Source organism: Marivivens sp. ABH4_498 (assembly GCF_056160585.1).
This window is the reverse complement of record NZ_JBSWXL010000003.1, coordinates 107634-124100: the sequence shown is the minus strand read 5'-3', so window position 1 is coordinate 124100 and position 16467 is coordinate 107634. Positions and strand designations below refer to the sequence as shown.

Annotated in this window: 16 protein-coding genes and 1 tRNA gene; 7 read left to right on the top strand and 10 right to left on the bottom strand. The window is 56.1% G+C overall.

What is annotated here, in order from left to right:
* Nucleotides 1-36: 36 nt before the first annotated feature.
* Together ACXAGA_RS07920 and ACXAGA_RS07915 are read left to right on the top strand one after the other, a co-directional pair.
* Complete coding sequence (locus tag ACXAGA_RS07920; protein ID WP_475116948.1) at nucleotides 37-1422, top strand: bifunctional enoyl-CoA hydratase/phosphate acetyltransferase; 1386 nt, start codon at nucleotides 37-39, stop codon at nucleotides 1420-1422.
* On the top strand, nucleotides 1422-2576 hold the full coding sequence (locus tag ACXAGA_RS07915) for an acetate/propionate family kinase (RefSeq protein WP_475116947.1): 1155 nt from the start codon (nucleotides 1422-1424) through the stop codon (nucleotides 2574-2576). Before ACXAGA_RS07920 ends, ACXAGA_RS07915 begins: the two co-directional genes overlap by 1 nt.
* Here the strand turns inward: ACXAGA_RS07915 and ACXAGA_RS07910 are convergent, their stop codons facing one another.
* From ACXAGA_RS07910 to ACXAGA_RS07900, 3 genes are read right to left on the bottom strand one after another with little or no spacing between them, the layout of a single operon-like run.
* A complete protein-coding gene (locus ACXAGA_RS07910) occupies nucleotides 2577-3314 on the bottom strand; it encodes a LamB/YcsF family protein (protein ID WP_475116946.1) in 738 nt (245 codons plus the stop codon).
* On the bottom strand, nucleotides 3311-4321 hold the full coding sequence (locus ACXAGA_RS07905) for a 5-oxoprolinase subunit C family protein (RefSeq protein ID WP_475116945.1): 1011 nt from the start codon (nucleotides 4319-4321) through the stop codon (nucleotides 3311-3313). Before ACXAGA_RS07905 ends, ACXAGA_RS07910 begins: the two co-directional genes overlap by 4 nt.
* Nucleotides 4318-5016 carry a 5-oxoprolinase subunit B family protein gene (locus tag ACXAGA_RS07900; protein ID WP_475116944.1) on the bottom strand — a complete coding sequence of 233 codons (699 nt, stop codon included), beginning with the start codon at nucleotides 5014-5016 and terminating at the stop codon, nucleotides 4318-4320. Before ACXAGA_RS07900 ends, ACXAGA_RS07905 begins: the two co-directional genes overlap by 4 nt.
* 119 nt (nucleotides 5017-5135) lie before the next feature.
* On the opposite strand from ACXAGA_RS07900, the gene ACXAGA_RS07895 reads away from it, so the two are divergent.
* Nucleotides 5136-5213, top strand: a tRNA-Arg gene (locus ACXAGA_RS07895).
* Nucleotides 5214-5222: 9 nt separating this feature from the next.
* Here ACXAGA_RS07895 and ACXAGA_RS07890 read toward each other — a convergent pair.
* The gene (locus ACXAGA_RS07890; protein WP_475116943.1) at nucleotides 5223-5744 is read right to left on the bottom strand and encodes a hypothetical protein; all 522 of its coding nucleotides are present in this window, start codon (nucleotides 5742-5744) and stop codon (nucleotides 5223-5225) included.
* Nucleotides 5744-6970, bottom strand: coding sequence for a DUF3500 domain-containing protein (locus ACXAGA_RS07885; RefSeq protein WP_475116942.1), 1227 nt, complete (start codon nucleotides 6968-6970; stop codon nucleotides 5744-5746). The genes ACXAGA_RS07890 and ACXAGA_RS07885 overlap by 1 nt, the downstream gene beginning before the upstream one ends.
* Before the next feature lie 164 nt (nucleotides 6971-7134).
* Here ACXAGA_RS07885 and ACXAGA_RS07880 point away from each other — a divergent pair, with 164 nt between their 5' ends.
* From ACXAGA_RS07880 to ACXAGA_RS07870, 3 genes are all read left to right on the top strand, one after another.
* Nucleotides 7135-8031 carry a LysR family transcriptional regulator gene (locus ACXAGA_RS07880; protein WP_475116941.1) on the top strand — a complete coding sequence of 299 codons (897 nt, stop codon included), beginning with the start codon at nucleotides 7135-7137 and terminating at the stop codon, nucleotides 8029-8031.
* 105 nt (nucleotides 8032-8136) lie between these two features.
* A complete protein-coding gene (locus ACXAGA_RS07875; RefSeq protein WP_475116940.1) occupies nucleotides 8137-9054 on the top strand; it encodes an MBL fold metallo-hydrolase in 918 nt (305 codons plus the stop codon).
* Nucleotides 9051-9998: an MBL fold metallo-hydrolase gene (locus ACXAGA_RS07870; RefSeq protein WP_475116939.1), complete on the top strand. Its 948-nt coding sequence runs from the start codon at nucleotides 9051-9053 to the stop codon at nucleotides 9996-9998. The genes ACXAGA_RS07875 and ACXAGA_RS07870 overlap by 4 nt, the downstream gene beginning before the upstream one ends.
* A gap of 1 nt (nucleotide 9999) precedes the next feature.
* On the opposite strand, the gene hemA is transcribed toward ACXAGA_RS07870, so the two are convergent.
* From hemA to ACXAGA_RS07845, 5 genes are all read right to left on the bottom strand, one after another.
* Complete coding sequence (hemA, locus tag ACXAGA_RS07865) at nucleotides 10000-11220, bottom strand: 5-aminolevulinate synthase (protein ID WP_475116938.1); 1221 nt, start codon at nucleotides 11218-11220, stop codon at nucleotides 10000-10002.
* 108 nt (nucleotides 11221-11328) lie between these two features.
* The gene (soxA, locus tag ACXAGA_RS07860) at nucleotides 11329-12177 is read right to left on the bottom strand and encodes a sulfur oxidation c-type cytochrome SoxA (protein ID WP_475116937.1); all 849 of its coding nucleotides are present in this window, start codon (nucleotides 12175-12177) and stop codon (nucleotides 11329-11331) included.
* A 24-nt stretch (nucleotides 12178-12201) separates the two neighbouring features.
* On the bottom strand, nucleotides 12202-12678 hold the full coding sequence (soxX, locus tag ACXAGA_RS07855; protein WP_475116936.1) for a sulfur oxidation c-type cytochrome SoxX: 477 nt from the start codon (nucleotides 12676-12678) through the stop codon (nucleotides 12202-12204).
* A gap of 355 nt (nucleotides 12679-13033) precedes the next feature.
* Nucleotides 13034-14242: an MFS transporter gene (locus ACXAGA_RS07850; RefSeq protein WP_475116935.1), complete on the bottom strand. Its 1209-nt coding sequence runs from the start codon at nucleotides 14240-14242 to the stop codon at nucleotides 13034-13036.
* Nucleotides 14239-15171 carry an NADP-dependent oxidoreductase gene (locus ACXAGA_RS07845; RefSeq protein WP_475116934.1) on the bottom strand — a complete coding sequence of 311 codons (933 nt, stop codon included), beginning with the start codon at nucleotides 15169-15171 and terminating at the stop codon, nucleotides 14239-14241. Before ACXAGA_RS07845 ends, ACXAGA_RS07850 begins: the two co-directional genes overlap by 4 nt.
* Nucleotides 15172-15492: 321 nt before the next feature.
* Between ACXAGA_RS07845 and ACXAGA_RS07840 the strand changes: the two genes are divergently transcribed.
* Nucleotides 15493-16464 (top strand): helix-turn-helix domain-containing protein, encoded by a 972-nt coding sequence (locus ACXAGA_RS07840; protein ID WP_475116933.1) that lies wholly within the window; start codon nucleotides 15493-15495, stop codon nucleotides 16462-16464.
* Nucleotides 16465-16467: the final 3 nt, after the last annotated feature.

The following is a 16467-nucleotide window of genomic DNA, read 5'->3' as shown; positions in this document are numbered from 1 at the left end:
GCTACGATTTGAATAGAAAATTAGGACACCGTTTTCATGCACCTCACCAATAAAACCTTTGATGAAATGGAAATCGGTCAGACACAGGAATTGCGCCGTCTAATCACGGCAGACGATCTGTATGTCTTTGCCAATGTGTCCGGAAACTATAACCCGATGCACCTGCCTGAATGGGATGGCGACGGCGATGGCCACGCCGAAAGCGTTGCACCCTGCATGTATATCGCATCCCTTATTTCAGCCGTCCTAGGCACCAGTTTGCCTGGTCCCGGCACATCATATCGCAAACAATCCATCGAATTTATGGACCGCGTCTATGCAGGAGAAGAGGTCGTTTGCCGCGTCACCGTTGCAGATAAACTGGACGGTGGTTTGGTGGTGCTGGACACCGAAATACGGCGGGCGGTCGATGATGCGATCGTTCTAACGGGTCAGGCGACCGTCGCCGCGCCGACCAAAAAATTTGACCGCGATGATGTCAACGTGCCGCGGCTGGTGGTCGAACGGCACAAACATTTCGACGCCATTTTGGAAAAGGCCCGCCCTCTTCCATCTATTCCGACCGCCGTCGTCTGCCCCGAGGATGAAAAATCGCTGGGCGGCGCGATTTTGGCGGCGGAACACAGCATCATCACCCCGATCCTGATCGGCAACCGCGATAAAATCATGGCAGCCGCGCAGGGATTGGGCATCGATATTTCGCGCTACGAATTGCTAGACGGTGATCACCACAGCGCCCCTGCCCTTGCCTGCAAATTGGTTCACGAAGGCCGCGCCCGCGCCGTGATGAAAGGACACCTGCACACCGAAGATCTGCTGCGCCCGATGGTGCAACGTGACACGGGCCTGCGGATCGGCAAACGGTTCACCCATGTGTTTGTGATGGACGTGCCCGGCATGCCGCATCCCGTGATGGTCACAGACGCCGCGATCAACATCACGCCCGATCTGAAAACCAAAGTCGACATCGTTCAGAACGCCATCGATCTGGCTATTTCCATCGGTCACGACGCGCCCTTGGCGGCCATTTTGTCGGCGGTCGAAACGGTCAATCCTGAAATCCCATCGTCGATTGATGCCGCCCTGCTATCAAAAATGGCGGAACGCGGCCAAATCACCGGCGGGTATGTCGATGGTCCTTTGGCGATGGACAACGCCGTCGACATCGGCGCCGCACGGACCAAAGGTTTGACAGGCAAAGTCGCAGGCCACGCCAATATTCTGGTCGTGCCCAACATCGACGCAGGCAACATGCTGGCGAAACAACTGGCATTTATCAGCCACGCCGAAGGCGCGGGCATCGTACTGGGCGCCAAGGTGCCTGTGATCCTGAATTCGCGTTCGGACAGTTCGAAATCGCGCCTTGCCTCCTGCGCGGTGGCTGCGCTGCATCAAGCCCGTTTATCTGGCGGTGCTTTGTGATGAACGGGCTTATTCTGACGCTGAACGCGGGATCATCTTCGATCAAATTTTCAATCTACGACGGCGACACGCGTCTGTTTCGCGGACAGGTGGACCGCATCGGCCCCAACGGACGCCTGATCGTCAAAGATGACCAAGATTTCGAACATCCCGTCTCAGCGCCAAATTTATCCGACCATGCGGCGGCTGTGCAGGGAATTTTGACCAATATTCTACCGCTGCTGAATGGTCGTGAAATCTCTGCCGTTGGGCACCGCGTTGTGCATGGCGGCATGCGGTTTGACGCGCCTGCCGTATTGGATGACGACACCATTGCCTATCTTGAAACGCTGACGCCATTTGCGCCGCTCCATCAGCCGCATAATTTGGCTGGCATTTACGCCGCGCGCACGGCCTTTGGCGATGTGCCGCAAATCGCGTGTTTTGATACCGCGTTTCATCGCCACCATCCCTTTGTGAACGATACCTTTGCGATCCCGCGCGACTATTACGATCAAGGCGTGCGGCGGTACGGGTTTCACGGGCTGTCTTATGATTACATCACCAGCGAAATCGCCAAACAATCGCCAACCCTTGCCCAAGGCCGCGTGGTGATCGCGCATTTGGGCAATGGCGCATCAATGTGCGCTGTGCGCGGCGGGCGGTCTATAGCATCGACGATGGGATTTTCCGCTTTGGACGGTTTGCCGATGGGGACGCGCTGTGGCCAGATCGATGCGGGGGTGGTGTTGTACCTGATGCAGCAGGAAAACATGACCGCCGATCAGATATCGGACATGCTATATAAAAAATCGGGCCTGTTGGGGATGTCAGGCGTATCGAACGATATGCGCACCTTAGAGAAATCGGATCACATTGGCGCAAAACAGGCCATTGATTATTTCGTGTTTCGTATCCAGCGCGAATTGGGTGCGATGGCCGCTGTTCTAAACGGAATTGATGCCCTGATTTTCTGCGGAGGCATCGGAGAAAATTCCACACTGATCCGCGAACGTGTCTGCTCTGGCATGGAATGGATGGGCATTGAATTGGATCACAATCGCAATGCCGAAAATACCCCCCGCATATCGGCGGATTTATCGCGCGTCACCGTCATGACCATCCCCACCGACGAAGAGGTCGTGATCGCACGCGCCGTTCGTCATCTGGCCTAATCAGAACCGAACGATTTCATATCCATTTTCGATCAAACGGTCGCGGATCACACCCGCCATGTGCACAGCACCGGGTGTGTCGCCGTGCACGCAGATCGTGTCGATCGACAATGGGATAGCGTCGCCCGTGCGCGGTGTTATTGCTCCATCTTTTAGCATCTGAACCACGCGCTGAGCAGCCAAATCTGCGTCGTGAATAACCGACCCTTCGATGGTGCGCGGCGTCAATGTGCCATCGGATTCATACGTGCGGTCCGCAAAGATTTCATTGATCACGCGGCCGCCCAATTGCGCCGCCGCCGTTGACTGTGCCGTGCCTGCAATCACCATTAAAGGCAAGTCGGGCACAACGGCCCGCGCGGCCCGATAACACACCAGCGCCATATCAACGTCTTTGGCGGCCATATTTGCCATCGCGCCATGTAATTTCAGATGAGTCAGTTCGGCACCCATCGCAGTCGCCATGCCATTGGCTGCCGCCACTTGATACCGCACAATCGCATCCAATTCACCATCAGGCAGATGACATTCGGTCCGACCGAAATTTTCACGATCAAAAAAACCGGGATGTGCGCCGATACCCACATTGTTCGCGGCCGCATCGGCCATGGTCTGCGCCATAATCACTGGGCTACCCGCATGGGCACCGCAGGCGACATTTGCCGAACTGACGATCCGCAGCATAGCCGCGTCATCGCCCATGCCTTCGCCCATGTCGCAATTCAGATCGATTTTCATGCGTCCTCCCATCCGGTCACCATGCCCGATATTAATTGATACGACAAAAGGTCGGTCATTTTTGCCGGATCACGCACCAGCGGCGTTACTTTGGCAATCAAGGATCGCGTTATGTCCTGTTCATTTTGATAACTGGCGACGGCTTCTTCTAGTGTGATTTGACGGAACGCGATTTTTTGACCAATCGCAGCTTGTGCGATGATCGGCAAATCCTGCGGGATCACTGTGCCGATCCGCGGATAACCTCCGATCGTTTGGCATTCCGGCATCAGGACGTACGGCACGCCATCCCCCGTCAATTGAATATCACCAACCGTGATCGCATCGGACAACAGCGCCAACTGACCATCGGTCGCAAATTGCGCCCCGCCACTGTCGAATTTTACGCCCTGACGATTTGCCGCCACATCGCGCGTGAATGTGGTTTCCTGAAATGACTTTTGGGTATCGGTACTGAACAAATCTGTCTGGGGTCCAGCAATATAGCGCACTTCTGACCCACCAAATCGCGCAGAAATATCCAATTTGCATGCATTAAATGATGCGACAGGCGCAACGGCCAGTGTGTCACCTTGCTGCAAAAGTCCACCGATCTGACAGGTCAGCTGCGCGGCGCGGCTACCCAATATCACGGGCGATTGGAAACCACCCTTTACGCCCAGATATCCATAAACGCCTTGAGTTGCGGCACCGATCGTCAGGACCTGACCCGCACGCATTTGATGTGCTGCATTCCATGTGACTGGTTGGCCGTCGATATCCGCGCGCATGATCGCACCAGTGAGCGCGATAGCGACATCACAAGTCGCGCGGAACACCCCGCCATACCCCGCCATTTCAACAGTCGCACAATCCGGCGATTGCCCTAACAAAGCGGCATTTTCACATAACGCCAACCGATCCGCGGCCCCGCCGCGCGGTACGCCCATATGCAAGAGCCCAACACGACCCAAGTCCTGAATCGTCATTGCTGGCCCAGCGCGGTCGATAATCAATGCGCCGCTCATGATGACCATGTCCAACTGACCCCGCCCATGGGGTCCGATTGCAATTGCTCGAATTTATCTGCCGAAACTGGATGAAATTCGATCATGTCGCCCGCTGTTAGGATCGCAGCGGGATCGCAACCTACATCGAACAATCGCGCGGCGGTGGACCCAATCCAACGCCACCCCGTGGGCGACGCATTTGCGAATAAAACCATCTGCCGCACGGCCACGACCAATGCACCCGCCGGAACTGGGCGCAACTGGGACTGACGGGGGATGCCGTACCTTTCAGGCAATTCGCCCAAATAGGGCTGCCCGGGCGCAAAGCCGATGGTTAGGACCCGAACCGGTGTAGAGGCGATTTCGTCGATAACCGACTGCACGCTGTCACCGATGATCGCGGCGACCTCGGTCAGGTCTTCGCCATTGAATAGAGTTGGAATACGCCACTGTTTGACACCTATCACCCGCGCGGTCGCCGCCGCGTTGATTTGCGCCGTGATAACGTCTCGGACAGCAGCAAAATCCATCTGTTTCCGATCAAAACGCACCGCGACAGAGGCTAAGGTGCCCTGCACATCTGTGAATCCGAATGCGTCTTGCGATAGGATTTGGGCCAAATTGGCTGCGGATTGGTTCGCTTTGTCCGACATGACCGTGCTGAACCGAACAAGCGCGCCATCAATTCCCAGAGGCAAAATCTGTGGCACCATATTATTCCCGTATCCGCCCGCTGATGGTTTGTCTGTTGCGCCTTACTAACAAATTCCAGAGCCAATAACCAAGTTGACATTAACACGAAAATTGACCGATACAGCCGTCACCGAATTGGGGGCCGTTAGCTCAGCTGGATTAGAGCAGGGAACTTCTAATTCTCAGGTCGGGGGTTCGAGTCCTCCACGGCTCGCCATTCGGGATTTTATCTAGACAGATCAATATGCAACGGCGCAACGGACCCATCTTTGGGTTCGGCATAGATGACGCCGATCAGATCCGTTTCGCCCGCAAAAGATACCAGAATGTTATGCGTGACGACGCGTTCCAGAACAGCGTCGTAATACAGGTCAAAACCCGTGGCCCCTAGGGTGTTCGGTTCCAAATGAATGGTCGCGACCAGTTCGGCATATGATCCTTCGTCGGTTTGCCCCGTTGATAGGGCAACATCCGAAACCATGACCGACCAACCATCCGCATGGGTGTGATCCGCTAAATACTGCGCAATCTGCGGTGACTGCGCAGCAATCGTTTCATCGGTCACAGGCGTCGATAGGTCAAACGCCAAGGCGAATTCATTCAGCGGGATCGTCACTTCAGCCCTTACCGATTGGGTATCGACGGTCAGTTCAATCGTGGTTTCGGGAATGGGATGAGCCATGGCCGAAACGGCACCGCCCAATAGGGCAAGCGCCGCAAAGACCATACAGTGCAGTGTCTTTTTCATTAGAAATCGTAGACCGCGCCGTAATCATTCACGTGATCACGCCAAATGGTGTGATAGTGGATTTGATCGCCGAAAATCACGCCATTCTGGCAGACGAACTCTAGCCAGACACCGGGGCCATCAATGCGCACATAGTCGGCATGCGCGTTCAGTTCGGCGCTGCCCGAAAACGCAACGTAGGTTTCATCCAGTTGCGCCTTGTAACCGGCCATAATGGTATCAGCGGAAACGGCTGCCGTATCCCCGACCCATTCGCGTATCGCTGCCAAAACCAATTCTTTTTGCGCGTCATCCAATTGGGATACTGGGATGCCGACCTTTTCATCAGGGAACTGGCCGTCCTGACCTGGCCCCAGCAACACATCGGAAAACACAGTGTCCAATTCAGCAGCGGCCAATTGGTCTGGGCTAAACGATGCCAGCATGTCCGCCAGAGTATTGCGATCGTCTGTTAGCGGATCATAGGTGACACCATCAGCGATCCAGACCTTCGGCTCGATACCGATAAAGTTCGGCGTCGCCGATGTTTCGGCACCACCTGCATAGGTGTGCAACGTGCCCAAATGGTGCCCGCCAAACTGCAGCTGCCAAGTGTCCGTTGCCGACGGTTCACCCAAAAACGCGATAAAATAGTTGTTCGACGAATAAGCCAGACCGCCCCCGCCCATCGGGCCGCCATCTGGCATGCCTTGTGGTGGCTCTGCGTCGTCAGGCAGGGCGGGAGGCGTCCCTCCGCCTTGGCCTTGGGTCGACAGGCCTGCATCTTGGGCCAGTGTCAGAACATCATCAGCCATCAACAACGCAGTGATTTCGGAATATCCGTCGCCCGCAACGCCCACATTCGATGCCGCATAAACAACGCCCAATGCTGCCTGACGCTGTTCTTCGGTCATGTCAGTCATTTCCAGACCCAGACGGCAATTCGATCCGCATGGCAAATTCGACCACGACACCGCATTTTCAGCCGTCATCGGCAATAACACCTGTGCCTTTTGATCGTCATCCAAGGTGTTCAGAAAAATATCCGCCATACAGGCAACGACCGCGCCTTGGCTGGATTGGTCACAGGTTGGATCGATCGCAACATCTTGGCCCGGTTCGGACAGGCCCGACAAAATGACAGTGCCATCTTGTTCCATCGAAATGGATGTATCCTGCGCAAATGCTGCGGATGATAGAACCACGCTGACCGCGAACACAGACGCTGAAATTTTCAAATTATTCATTATAGAAACCTGAATTAAGGTGGCGGAAAAACCGCCTTACTGTGCTTGTACGTAGGCCGTTGCAATTTCTGTTGCTATTAAACGAAATTCATAATCGGCTTGATTATTCGGCCATGAATGCGGAAATTTCACATCAATAGATCACAATTTATTCGGAATAACTGATGGACATCGTTGACGAACTAAAGGCGTTTGTTGCCACCGCACAGACGGGATCGTTTACCGCAGCGGCCCATCAGCTGGGGATTTCCAACCGTCTTACGTCTAAATACGTCGCCGAACTGGAAACGCGTTTGGGTGTGCGGCTGTTTCAACGCACAACGCGAAAAGTGGGCCTGACACCCGCAGGCCACGACCTGTTAACCCGCGCCCCTGCGCTGTTGGATGATCTGGACGACCTTTTGACTCAGGTCGCCGAAGGGTCGCGCAGCCTATCCGGTGTCATTCGAATATCCGCGCCCGTCACATTCGGAGAGGTCTACGTCAGCCCCATGTTGGGCCGATTTTCACGGCTGCATCCGGATCTGAGCTTTGATCTAAGGCTGAACGATACGTATGTCGACCTTGCCACCGATGGCATTGATGTGGCGTTTCGGCTGGGACAGTCCGACATCCTATCCCTGAAAACGCGAAAATTGGGGGCATTTCATTCGGTCGCCGTTGCCAGCCCAGCCTATTTAGACGCGAACGGGACGCCGCAAACGCCGTCAGATTTGACCGCACACAGCTGCATCATCGACACCAACCGCCGCATCCCGCGCCGTTGGACGTTTTACAAAGACGGCACCGAAACCATGGTCAACGTCGCTGGCCCGTTCGAGGTGAACTCGGCCCGCGCAGCATCGGATTTATCTTTGGACAATATTGGGATCGCCTATGCCCCTTGGTTCGCCGTGTGCGATCTGGTCAGGGACGGCCAGCTGGTCCCGCTGTTTCAGGACTATGACAGCGAACAGGGGCTGGCAAACATCGTCTACCTAGAAGGCCGCGCCCTACCCCGCAAAATCAGAGAACTGATTGAATTCGCGGTTCAAGACGTCAAAACCGCTGGCATCTTATAGAAAACCTGTATCCGTTCGCATTGGCATAGGGCCATGCGATTTCTTTTGACTCAGGCCGATCCGTATTCCATTCTAATATTCAATTATTTGAATGGGAGGAGAGTAATGTCTGTCAATCGTCGTGACCTGTTGCGGGGGGCGGCGGCAACTGCTGTCGCATCCACCCTGCCCGCTCGCATATTTGCCCAAACCACCGTCGCGCAATCCGGCGAAGTCCATTTGCTGACGCTGTCGGACGGCACGCTCACGCTGCCTCGGTCGTTTATAACGGGTGCTATGCCAGCCGAAGCGGACGAAATTCTAACGCGCTATGGCGTCACAGGTGATGCGCTGACCCCAGACTGTAACGTGACTTTGTTGCGATCAGGGGATCGGACGGTTTTGTTCGACGTGGGATCGGGCACTGAATTTATGCCGACGGCTGGAAAACTGGCCGATGCCTTGGCTGCCGCGGGTGTCGATCCCTATGACGTGACCGATGTGATCTTTACTCATGCGCACCCCGATCACCTCTGGGGCAGCTTTGACGACTTTGGCGATATGTGGTTCCCCAATGCCACCCATCATATTGGGCGGACAGAATGGGATTACTGGACCGACCCCAACACCGTTTCGACCATCGGCGCAGAGCGTCAGACCTTTGCCGTGGGTGCGGCGAACCGTTTGGGCGCATTGTCCGATCAGATTTCCCTATTCGATGACGGCGCCGAAATCATACCCGGCGTTGCAGCGCGCGCGACCCACGGCCACACGCCAGGACATATGTCGTTTGAAACACGCGTTGGAAATCAATCCGTGATGATCGTCGGTGATGCGATCGGCAATCACCACGTTGGGTTCGAACGCCCCGAATGGGCATCGGGATCAGACCAAGATGCCGATCTGGGCGCATCCACCCGCCTGACATTGCTGGACCAATTACACACCGACCAAATGTTATTGATCGGCTACCACCTGCCGAATGGCGGGATCGGCTATGCCGAAAAACGCGGTAACGGTTACCATTTTACGAGCGCGTCATGATCAAATACCTGACCATTCCCGCGGCGCTATTGGCGGGCACCGCCGCCGCAAATGAAAACATTCCGGACCAATATCCACAGTCGTTACTATACAGCGCCCCGGTGGAATTCATTCCCGGCGTTTTCAGCGCCATCGGCGCGACGGCCCCATCGACATACGACAACGCAGGCCACAACAATAACCTTAGCTTTATTATCACAGGCGAAGGCGTCGTTGTCGTAAATGGGGGCGGATCTTACGGTTTGGCCGCCGCATTGCATGAAGAAATCCGTGCGCGCACAGACGAACCTGTCGTGCTGGTCATTGATGAAAACGGCCAAGGCCATGCCATGCTGGGCAATTCATATTGGGCAGACCAAGGCGTGAAAATCATCGCCCACAGCGACGCCGCCCACGAGTTTGAACAAACAGGCCACCGCCAATTAGAAAGCGCACAACGCAACCTACAGGACCGCGCCGAAGGCACGTTTGTACAAGGCCCGACCGAAACTTTTGATAGCGACTATGTGGTCGAACTGGGTGATTTTCGGATCGAAGCGCGCTACCTAGGCCCCGCCCATAGCCCCGGCGATGTGGTAGTCTGGCTGCCCAATCAGGATTTGGTGATTTCGGGGGATATGGCGTTTCACGAACGCATGTTGCCCATTTTCGAACATACCTACACGGCTGACTGGCTGGACACATGGGACAATGAATTCGAAGCGCTGAACGCAACCTACGTCATTCCAGGACATGGGCACCCAACGAACATGGATCAGGTGCGCCGTTACACCAAAGGCTATCTGGAATATCTGCGCGGCAAAATCGGTGAACATCTGGACAACGGCGGCGAACTGGCCGACGCCTATTACGTCGATCAAACGCCCTATGCGCATCTGGACACATTCGAAGAACTGGCCACCCGCAACGCTGGCCGCGTCTATGAACAGATGGAATTCGAATAGGTTACTGCGCCGCCATCGGCATGCGCTGCAATTGGCACTGGGCCCACAGGTCCTCTAACGCGAATAGCAGCGCATCAATATCAGCATCAGTATGCACGGGCGACGGCGTTATGCGCAGTCGCTCGGTTCCTTTTGGAACCGTTGGATAGTTGATCGGCTGGATGTAAATCCCGTGATCACGCATCAAAACATCCGACAGAAATTTGCATTTCACAGGATCGCCCACCATCACAGGGATGATGTGGCTGGGATTGTCGATGTGGGGAATTCCGATCTGTTCCAGTCGGTCACGCACTTTCGCGACCTTGGCCTTTTGGCTGTCGCGTTCGGATTGCGATGTTTTCAGATGTTTGATCGCGGCACATGCCCCTGCCGCCACAGCAGGCGGCAGCGCGGTGGTAAAGATGAAACCAGAGGCAAACGACCGCACGAAATCCACCAGATCGCGGGACGCGGCGATATAGCCGCCCATGACGCCGAATGCTTTGCCCAAGGTGCCTTCGATCACGGTCAGGCGATCCATCAGGCCTTCGCGTTCGGCAATGCCGCCGCCGCGCGGGCCGTACATGCCGACGGCGTGGACTTCGTCCAGATAGGTCATCGCGTTGTATTTATCGGCCAGATCGCAAATTTCGCGGATCGGAGCGATATCACCGTCCATCGAATACACCGATTCAAAGGCGATCAGTTTCGGACGGTCCAGCGGCTGTTCGGCCAGCAGACGTTCCAGATCCGCCAGATCATTGTGTTTCCAGATTTTCCGTTCCGCTTTGGAATGGCGAATGCCTTCGATCATCGATGCGTGGTTCAGGCTGTCGGAAATGACCAAACAGTTCGGGATTTTCGCGGCCAAAGTGCCCAGCGCGGCCCAGTTCGACACATACCCAGACGTGAACAGCAGCGCCGATTCTTTGCCATGCAGGTCAGCCAATTCGCGTTCCAACAGGACATGGTGGTGCGTGGTGCCGGAAATATTGCGCGTTCCGCCCGCGCCTGCGCCGACGCGGTCAATCGCGTCATGCATCGCACTCAGGACGGTTGGATGCTGGCCCATGCCTAGGTAATCGTTGGAACACCAGATGGTGACTTCTTTTTCCGCATCGCCGCGATTGGTCGCCCGTGGAAACCCGCCACGATGGCGTTCCAGATCGGCAAATACGCGATAGTTCCCTTCGGATTTCAAATCGTTCAGGGATTGTTCAAAGAAGGCATCATAGTTCATCAAGTCGCCCCTAGCGCTGGCTTGGTAACATGCTGCAATCACATGCAATTTTTGGAATATCTAGAAATAGAAAAAGCCCGCGCCGATCACAGCGCGGGCCAATTCATATCAGTTGCGAACCGATGGACCTTCGACCGATAGGCCATTGCCACGCGATGCAACATACAGTTCCAGAGCGATAAATTCTGGCGAATTCACAGCATAGGTTTCGGCGCGCGTATCACGAACACAGCCGCGGAAACGGGACTGGACACCGTTCAGCTTTGCGTTCTTCAAACGGTAGGTTGGGAAACCGTTGATCTGGCCTTGGCTTAGGTGATCGGCGCGAATGTAGTTGCCATAGTTCTGTTCGTGGCAGCTCGCGCAGGACAGGTCCAACTGGCCCGTACGGGTGTAATACAGCTCGCGGCCCAATTCATAGGCAGCTTCCGCAGGACCATCGATTTGGACGTTCACCGGCATGCCTCGCGACACGGACGCAAGCAATGCTTCCATCGCAAGGATGTCGCCCTTGTCGGCTGCCCATGCTTCTGCACCCATCTGTTCGGTCCGACAGCCATTGATCTGCATACCCAAGGTGCGAATTTCTTCGGCGTTGTCGTTCCATTTTGGATAGGTCGCACGCGCACCGGCTAGATTCTCTGGCGTCTCATGGCATGTTGCACAGGAATTGCCTTCGGTGCCTTCGACGGTGTTAAACGCTTCGATGGCTTCCTCGACAAAGATCATGCCGGGGTTATCAAAGTCATCCATCTGCATCGCTTGGGTTTCATCCGAACGGAACACCCAGCCTGAATAAATATCGCGCAAACCGTCAACATGGTCAGGCGCCGATGTACGAACGGTGATTTCGATTTCGCCATTAACCAGAAGGTCTGCGTCTTCGTCCGCATGCACAGCCGAGGCGATTGCAAATACTGATGCAGCCAACGCGGTTGCTTTCAGGAACTTTTTCATAGTGTGTCTCCTCCCCGCTAGCCGTTAGTATTCGTTTAATGTCATCAGATACGCGACGACATCTTCGATCTCTTGGGCCGTCAGCAGCGGGTCCAATTCACCCTCTGCCGCCTTGCCGGTGAACGCATTGCCAGGGCGGTTAAAGCCCGAGGTTTTGTAGAACGCTGGCATCACTGTACCGTCAAAGGTCATTTTCGCATTTGCTACCAGTCCGCGCAGTTCAGCTTCGGACCAACGCGCGCCGACACCATCCAACGATGGCCCTACCTCGCCATGGAATGGATAATCTTCAAGCGCGGACACAGCGTGACATGCAATGCAATTGCCTTTGCCGCGCGTGACCATGATTTCCAGTCCGCTCTCAGCGTTGCCAGGCACCCCCGACAAGGATGCTTCGATCGCACCGTATTCACCGAATTGAACATCGCCGGGCGCAACCACCTCGGCCTTTGCAACGGTCGCACACGCCAAAACGGCGGCCGTTAAAAACATCTGTTTCATGGTCCCTCCCTAGATCACGAAAACTCTATTACGCAGCCTAGGCGACAGATTCAGATTCACGCAATAACAAAAATAATTATTTGAATGTTTGTATGTGTAAGTATAATATTTTCAATATCTTAACCCAAAAACCCAACCGACAAATCCTACCATAACCCACTGCCCAAAGGGGGCATTGGGCAAATATACGAAAGAGATTGAGGTATACTTTTGGGTATAATTTGATTGGTAGACAGCACTCATGGTGCCGCGCAACGGCATCTAACCGCTGCACTCCTCAGGCTGGATCATCGCGCGCGCGGTTTGGCTCAGGCCCGTGACGGACACCTATCCGCTCCCATAGAACGACAATTTTTTAAAAAGTGCGTTGAGCCGCCATTCGCCTTCGATATCCACTCGCCTGAAGGGCGGCCAAAAGGGCCAAGACGATTAGCAACTCCGAGAACAGGTAGAAGGTCAATTTCAATCCCATCACATCACTGAGCAGGCCGAGTGCGAGGGTTGGCAGGGCGTTGGACAGGTATCCCACGGTATAGAACCGCGCGACATAGGTGGAGCGGCGTTCGGGATCGACACTGGCATTGACCAGCGCCAAAGCTCCCACGAAAGCCGCCCCGTAGAAGAACCCGCAAAACGGCATTATCAGCAGCAAAAGTAGCGCGTTCTGGATCATAGCGGCGGCTAATAGAATGGCCTGCGTCGCAGCAATCCCTAGAGTGCCGTAGGCGATCGCCTTGAGACTCGACGTGCGCCCCCATGCGTATTGCCCGACCCCTGCGAAAAGTTGAAACAGCGCGGGGACAAAGCCCGCGACACTGGCGGAAGCGAGGCCATAGACCTCTAGCCCGAGGCTCGGCCCAAGCGCCATCAGCACAGACCCGATCACCCAAGCGACCCCGACACTCAGACAGGCCAGGAAAAACAAAGACGCGAAGGGCAATGCCGAGGTGAATGCGGGGGGGCGGCCATCAGAGGGCTCGGGGTCAAAGCTCTGGATTTCGGTCGGCCAGAGCGATTGGCACAGCCCTGCAAAGGCAATCATTGCGAAGCTGGCGATAGCCACAAAAGGCGTAACAAACGGATAAAAATCCGCTCCGATTGCGAGCGAAGTCATCATCGGACCGCCCGCAGCCCCACCCGTAAAGGCAAGCGTGGCGACCATCGCGGCGGTTTTGCGGGCTTTGGGCGGGGCCAATTCATAGAGTGCGGCAGAAGACAGTCCCGTGATGATCCCCGTCCCTGAGCCGTTGAGGAAGCGGCCTAAGAGCAGGACCTCGACGTTATGCGCGGAGGCAAACATCAACGCACCTAAGGCCGTGAGCGCGAGGCCTGGCAGGATGACAAACCGCTCGTCGCGGGCAAAGCGGACCAGCATGGGCGCAAGGAAAAGCGCCCCGAGCGTGCCGAGCGCATAAATCGCAAAAATGGCCGTTGCCATGAGACGGCTCAGGCCGAACTCTTCGATGTAGAGCGGATAGAGCGGACTGGGCGCAGTGCTGCCCAACAGGGCGGAGAAAATAGCCAAAGCCAGCGAACACCGCGCAAGTAGGTTGCGTTCGTTCATGGCGCAATTACCACGCCGACCTTGCCGCGCCCCCCGCCTTGTTCCAGTCGGGATTGTGCCGAAGCGAGGTTCTCCAGATCAAAGCGCGCGCCGATTACCGGCTTGACGTGACCTTTGTCCATCATCGTCGAAATGGTCTTCAAATCCTCGCCGGAAGAGGTAGCGACAAAGAACTTTGACACGGCCAAGCTATGGGCATTCGCGGCTGCCACATCTGGCTCGGCCACCGCCGAAATGAGCCGCCCGCCTTTGCGCACACATGGGATCGATCGGGACAAGGTCCGCCCCCCAACCGCGTCAAAGATCAAGTCCATGTCCCGCGTGTGATCTTCAAAAGCTACGTCATCATAGGCCAGCACCTCATCCGCACCGAGAGCCAGTGCCATATCGCGGTTGCGCGTGGCGCAGGTTGTCACGACTTCCGCCCCTGCTGCCTTGGCGATCTGCACGGCAAAATGCCCGACCCCGCCCGTACCGCCGTGAATGAGCACCCGATCACCCGCCGCGATCATGCCTTGTGTGTGCAGCGCCTGATAGGCTGTCAACGCGGCCAGCGGCACGGATCCGAGATCGGCATCGGCAATCACGCGGGGTGCGATCGCCGCCTCAGCGGGCCGAACAATGACGTAATCGGCGAAACTGCCGCGATCCATTTCCGGCACGCCGAATATCCGCTGCCCGAGCCAGACCGGATCGACACCTGCGCCGATTTCCTCGACCACGCCCGCTGCGTCGCGCCCGCCTGTGTATGGCAGGATGTCCTCGCCCAGTCGGGCATAGCCGCCTTTGCGGATCATCAAATCAACAAAGTTCACGGAGGTCGACAATTGCCGCACGAGCATTTCGCCGGCCTTCGGCTCTGGCCGCTCAACCTGACAAAGTTGCAGTACGGTCGGGTCACCAAATCGGTGGAATCGGAGCGCGCGCATAGGTCTCTCTTTGTGGTGCAGCATCGGTTTACATAGAGGGGATCGCACCAAGTACGACAACCGCACATGTTCCATTGGCGCACAGAGCAAAGTGTTTTGGCGCATAGAGAAAACCACCCTGTCGTGGCGCAGAGGCCCGACCGATTTTCAGACACGAACCGCGCTTTGCACAACGCCCAAAACTTGAGCGGCAACCGCGTGAATTCTGCAATGCAGCACAGTTAACAGGCAGATGCGTCATAGGTGCGACTCCCGCCGCCCTGCTGTCTTGAGACTCGCCTCGCGCCGTCGCACCTTTGCTACATAGAAACGGAGACGCACATGCAACGGCAACCGCTCACGCAGGCCACGCAACACCTCACCACGATTGATGTGACAGCCCTCAGACCGCAGGAGAGGTTTTCCTTCTGGCACGATGTGATCTGCTCGCATTTCTCGCCCTCGGAAAATAGCACGGACGAGCCCTACGAGAACTTCAAAGCGCGCATGTCCTATCGTGGCATGGGGCCGATTTCGCTCTCTCACATCCATTCCTCTCCGACCATAAGCACCCGCGATCACAACTCGTTGCGCGCCAAACCGCTCGATTGTTTCTTTGTCGCGTGCCTGAACCAAGGCGATGCGATCCTGCGCCAAGGCGGCCGCGAGGCGCGCCAGCATGCGGGCGATTTCGTCATGTATGACAGTTCCGCACCCTTCGAATTCATCAATCCTACCGAATTCAACGGCTACTGGATGCGCCTACCCCGCTCCATCGTCGCGAACCGCATGAACCAGCCCGAAAATATGACTGCGCGCGTGATTTCCGGCAAAGCCTCTATCGGCAAAATGGTCACCTCGCTGATCACAGAGGCACACGGGATTGACCTCAAGGGGGAAACCCCGGCCGCCAATCGTCTGGCCTCCTCGATTGTCGACCTGCTCGCCGCCGCCTTTGAGACGCAAGCGGGGCTGACGGATCACGACAACCTACGCCACCTGTCGATGTTAGAGCGCGCCAAGTCGCTGATCCTGTCTAACATTGAAAACCCCGATCTTGATTGTGATTTCCTCGTGCGCGAGCTTGGCGTGTCGCGCCGCACGCTCAATCGCCTTTTTGCCCAAGAGGGGGCAACGCCGATCAAATGGGTCTGGAGCCAACGCCTCAAACGCGCGCATGAAATGCTCGCCAGCCGTCGCGATCTGCGCGTGGCCGATGTGGCGCTCGCCTGCGGGTTCAGCAACTTCTCGCATTTCACCCGCAGCTTCAAAGCCGAATTCGGGATCACTCCTAAGGCTATGTTGGTGCACTAAGGC

Bases quoted from the DNA above. Each gene is read 5' to 3' on its own strand.
- ACXAGA_RS07920 (WP_475116948.1), top strand. From the start codon at position 37: ATGCACCTCACCAATAAAACCTTTGATGAAATGGAAATCGGTCAGACA.
- ACXAGA_RS07915 (WP_475116947.1), top strand. From the start codon at position 1,422: ATGAACGGGCTTATTCTGACGCTGAACGCGGGATCATCTTCGATCAAA.
- ACXAGA_RS07910 (WP_475116946.1), bottom strand. From the start codon at position 3,314: ATGAAAATCGATCTGAATTGCGACATGGGCGAAGGCATGGGCGATGAC.
- ACXAGA_RS07905 (WP_475116945.1), bottom strand. From the start codon at position 4,321: ATGAGCGGCGCATTGATTATCGACCGCGCTGGGCCAGCAATGACGATT.
- ACXAGA_RS07900 (WP_475116944.1), bottom strand. From the start codon at position 5,016: ATGGTGCCACAGATTTTGCCTCTGGGAATTGATGGCGCGCTTGTTCGG.
- ACXAGA_RS07890 (WP_475116943.1), bottom strand. From the start codon at position 5,744: ATGAAAAAGACACTGCACTGTATGGTCTTTGCGGCGCTTGCCCTATTG.
- ACXAGA_RS07885 (WP_475116942.1), bottom strand. From the start codon at position 6,970: ATGAATAATTTGAAAATTTCAGCGTCTGTGTTCGCGGTCAGCGTGGTT.
- ACXAGA_RS07880 (WP_475116941.1), top strand. From the start codon at position 7,135: ATGGACATCGTTGACGAACTAAAGGCGTTTGTTGCCACCGCACAGACG.
- ACXAGA_RS07875 (WP_475116940.1), top strand. From the start codon at position 8,137: ATGTCTGTCAATCGTCGTGACCTGTTGCGGGGGGCGGCGGCAACTGCT.
- ACXAGA_RS07870 (WP_475116939.1), top strand. From the start codon at position 9,051: ATGATCAAATACCTGACCATTCCCGCGGCGCTATTGGCGGGCACCGCC.
- hemA (WP_475116938.1), bottom strand. From the start codon at position 11,220: ATGAACTATGATGCCTTCTTTGAACAATCCCTGAACGATTTGAAATCC.
- soxA (WP_475116937.1), bottom strand. From the start codon at position 12,177: ATGAAAAAGTTCCTGAAAGCAACCGCGTTGGCTGCATCAGTATTTGCA.
- soxX (WP_475116936.1), bottom strand. From the start codon at position 12,678: ATGAAACAGATGTTTTTAACGGCCGCCGTTTTGGCGTGTGCGACCGTT.
- ACXAGA_RS07850 (WP_475116935.1), bottom strand. From the start codon at position 14,242: ATGAACGAACGCAACCTACTTGCGCGGTGTTCGCTGGCTTTGGCTATT.
- ACXAGA_RS07845 (WP_475116934.1), bottom strand. From the start codon at position 15,171: ATGCGCGCGCTCCGATTCCACCGATTTGGTGACCCGACCGTACTGCAA.
- ACXAGA_RS07840 (WP_475116933.1), top strand. From the start codon at position 15,493: ATGCAACGGCAACCGCTCACGCAGGCCACGCAACACCTCACCACGATT.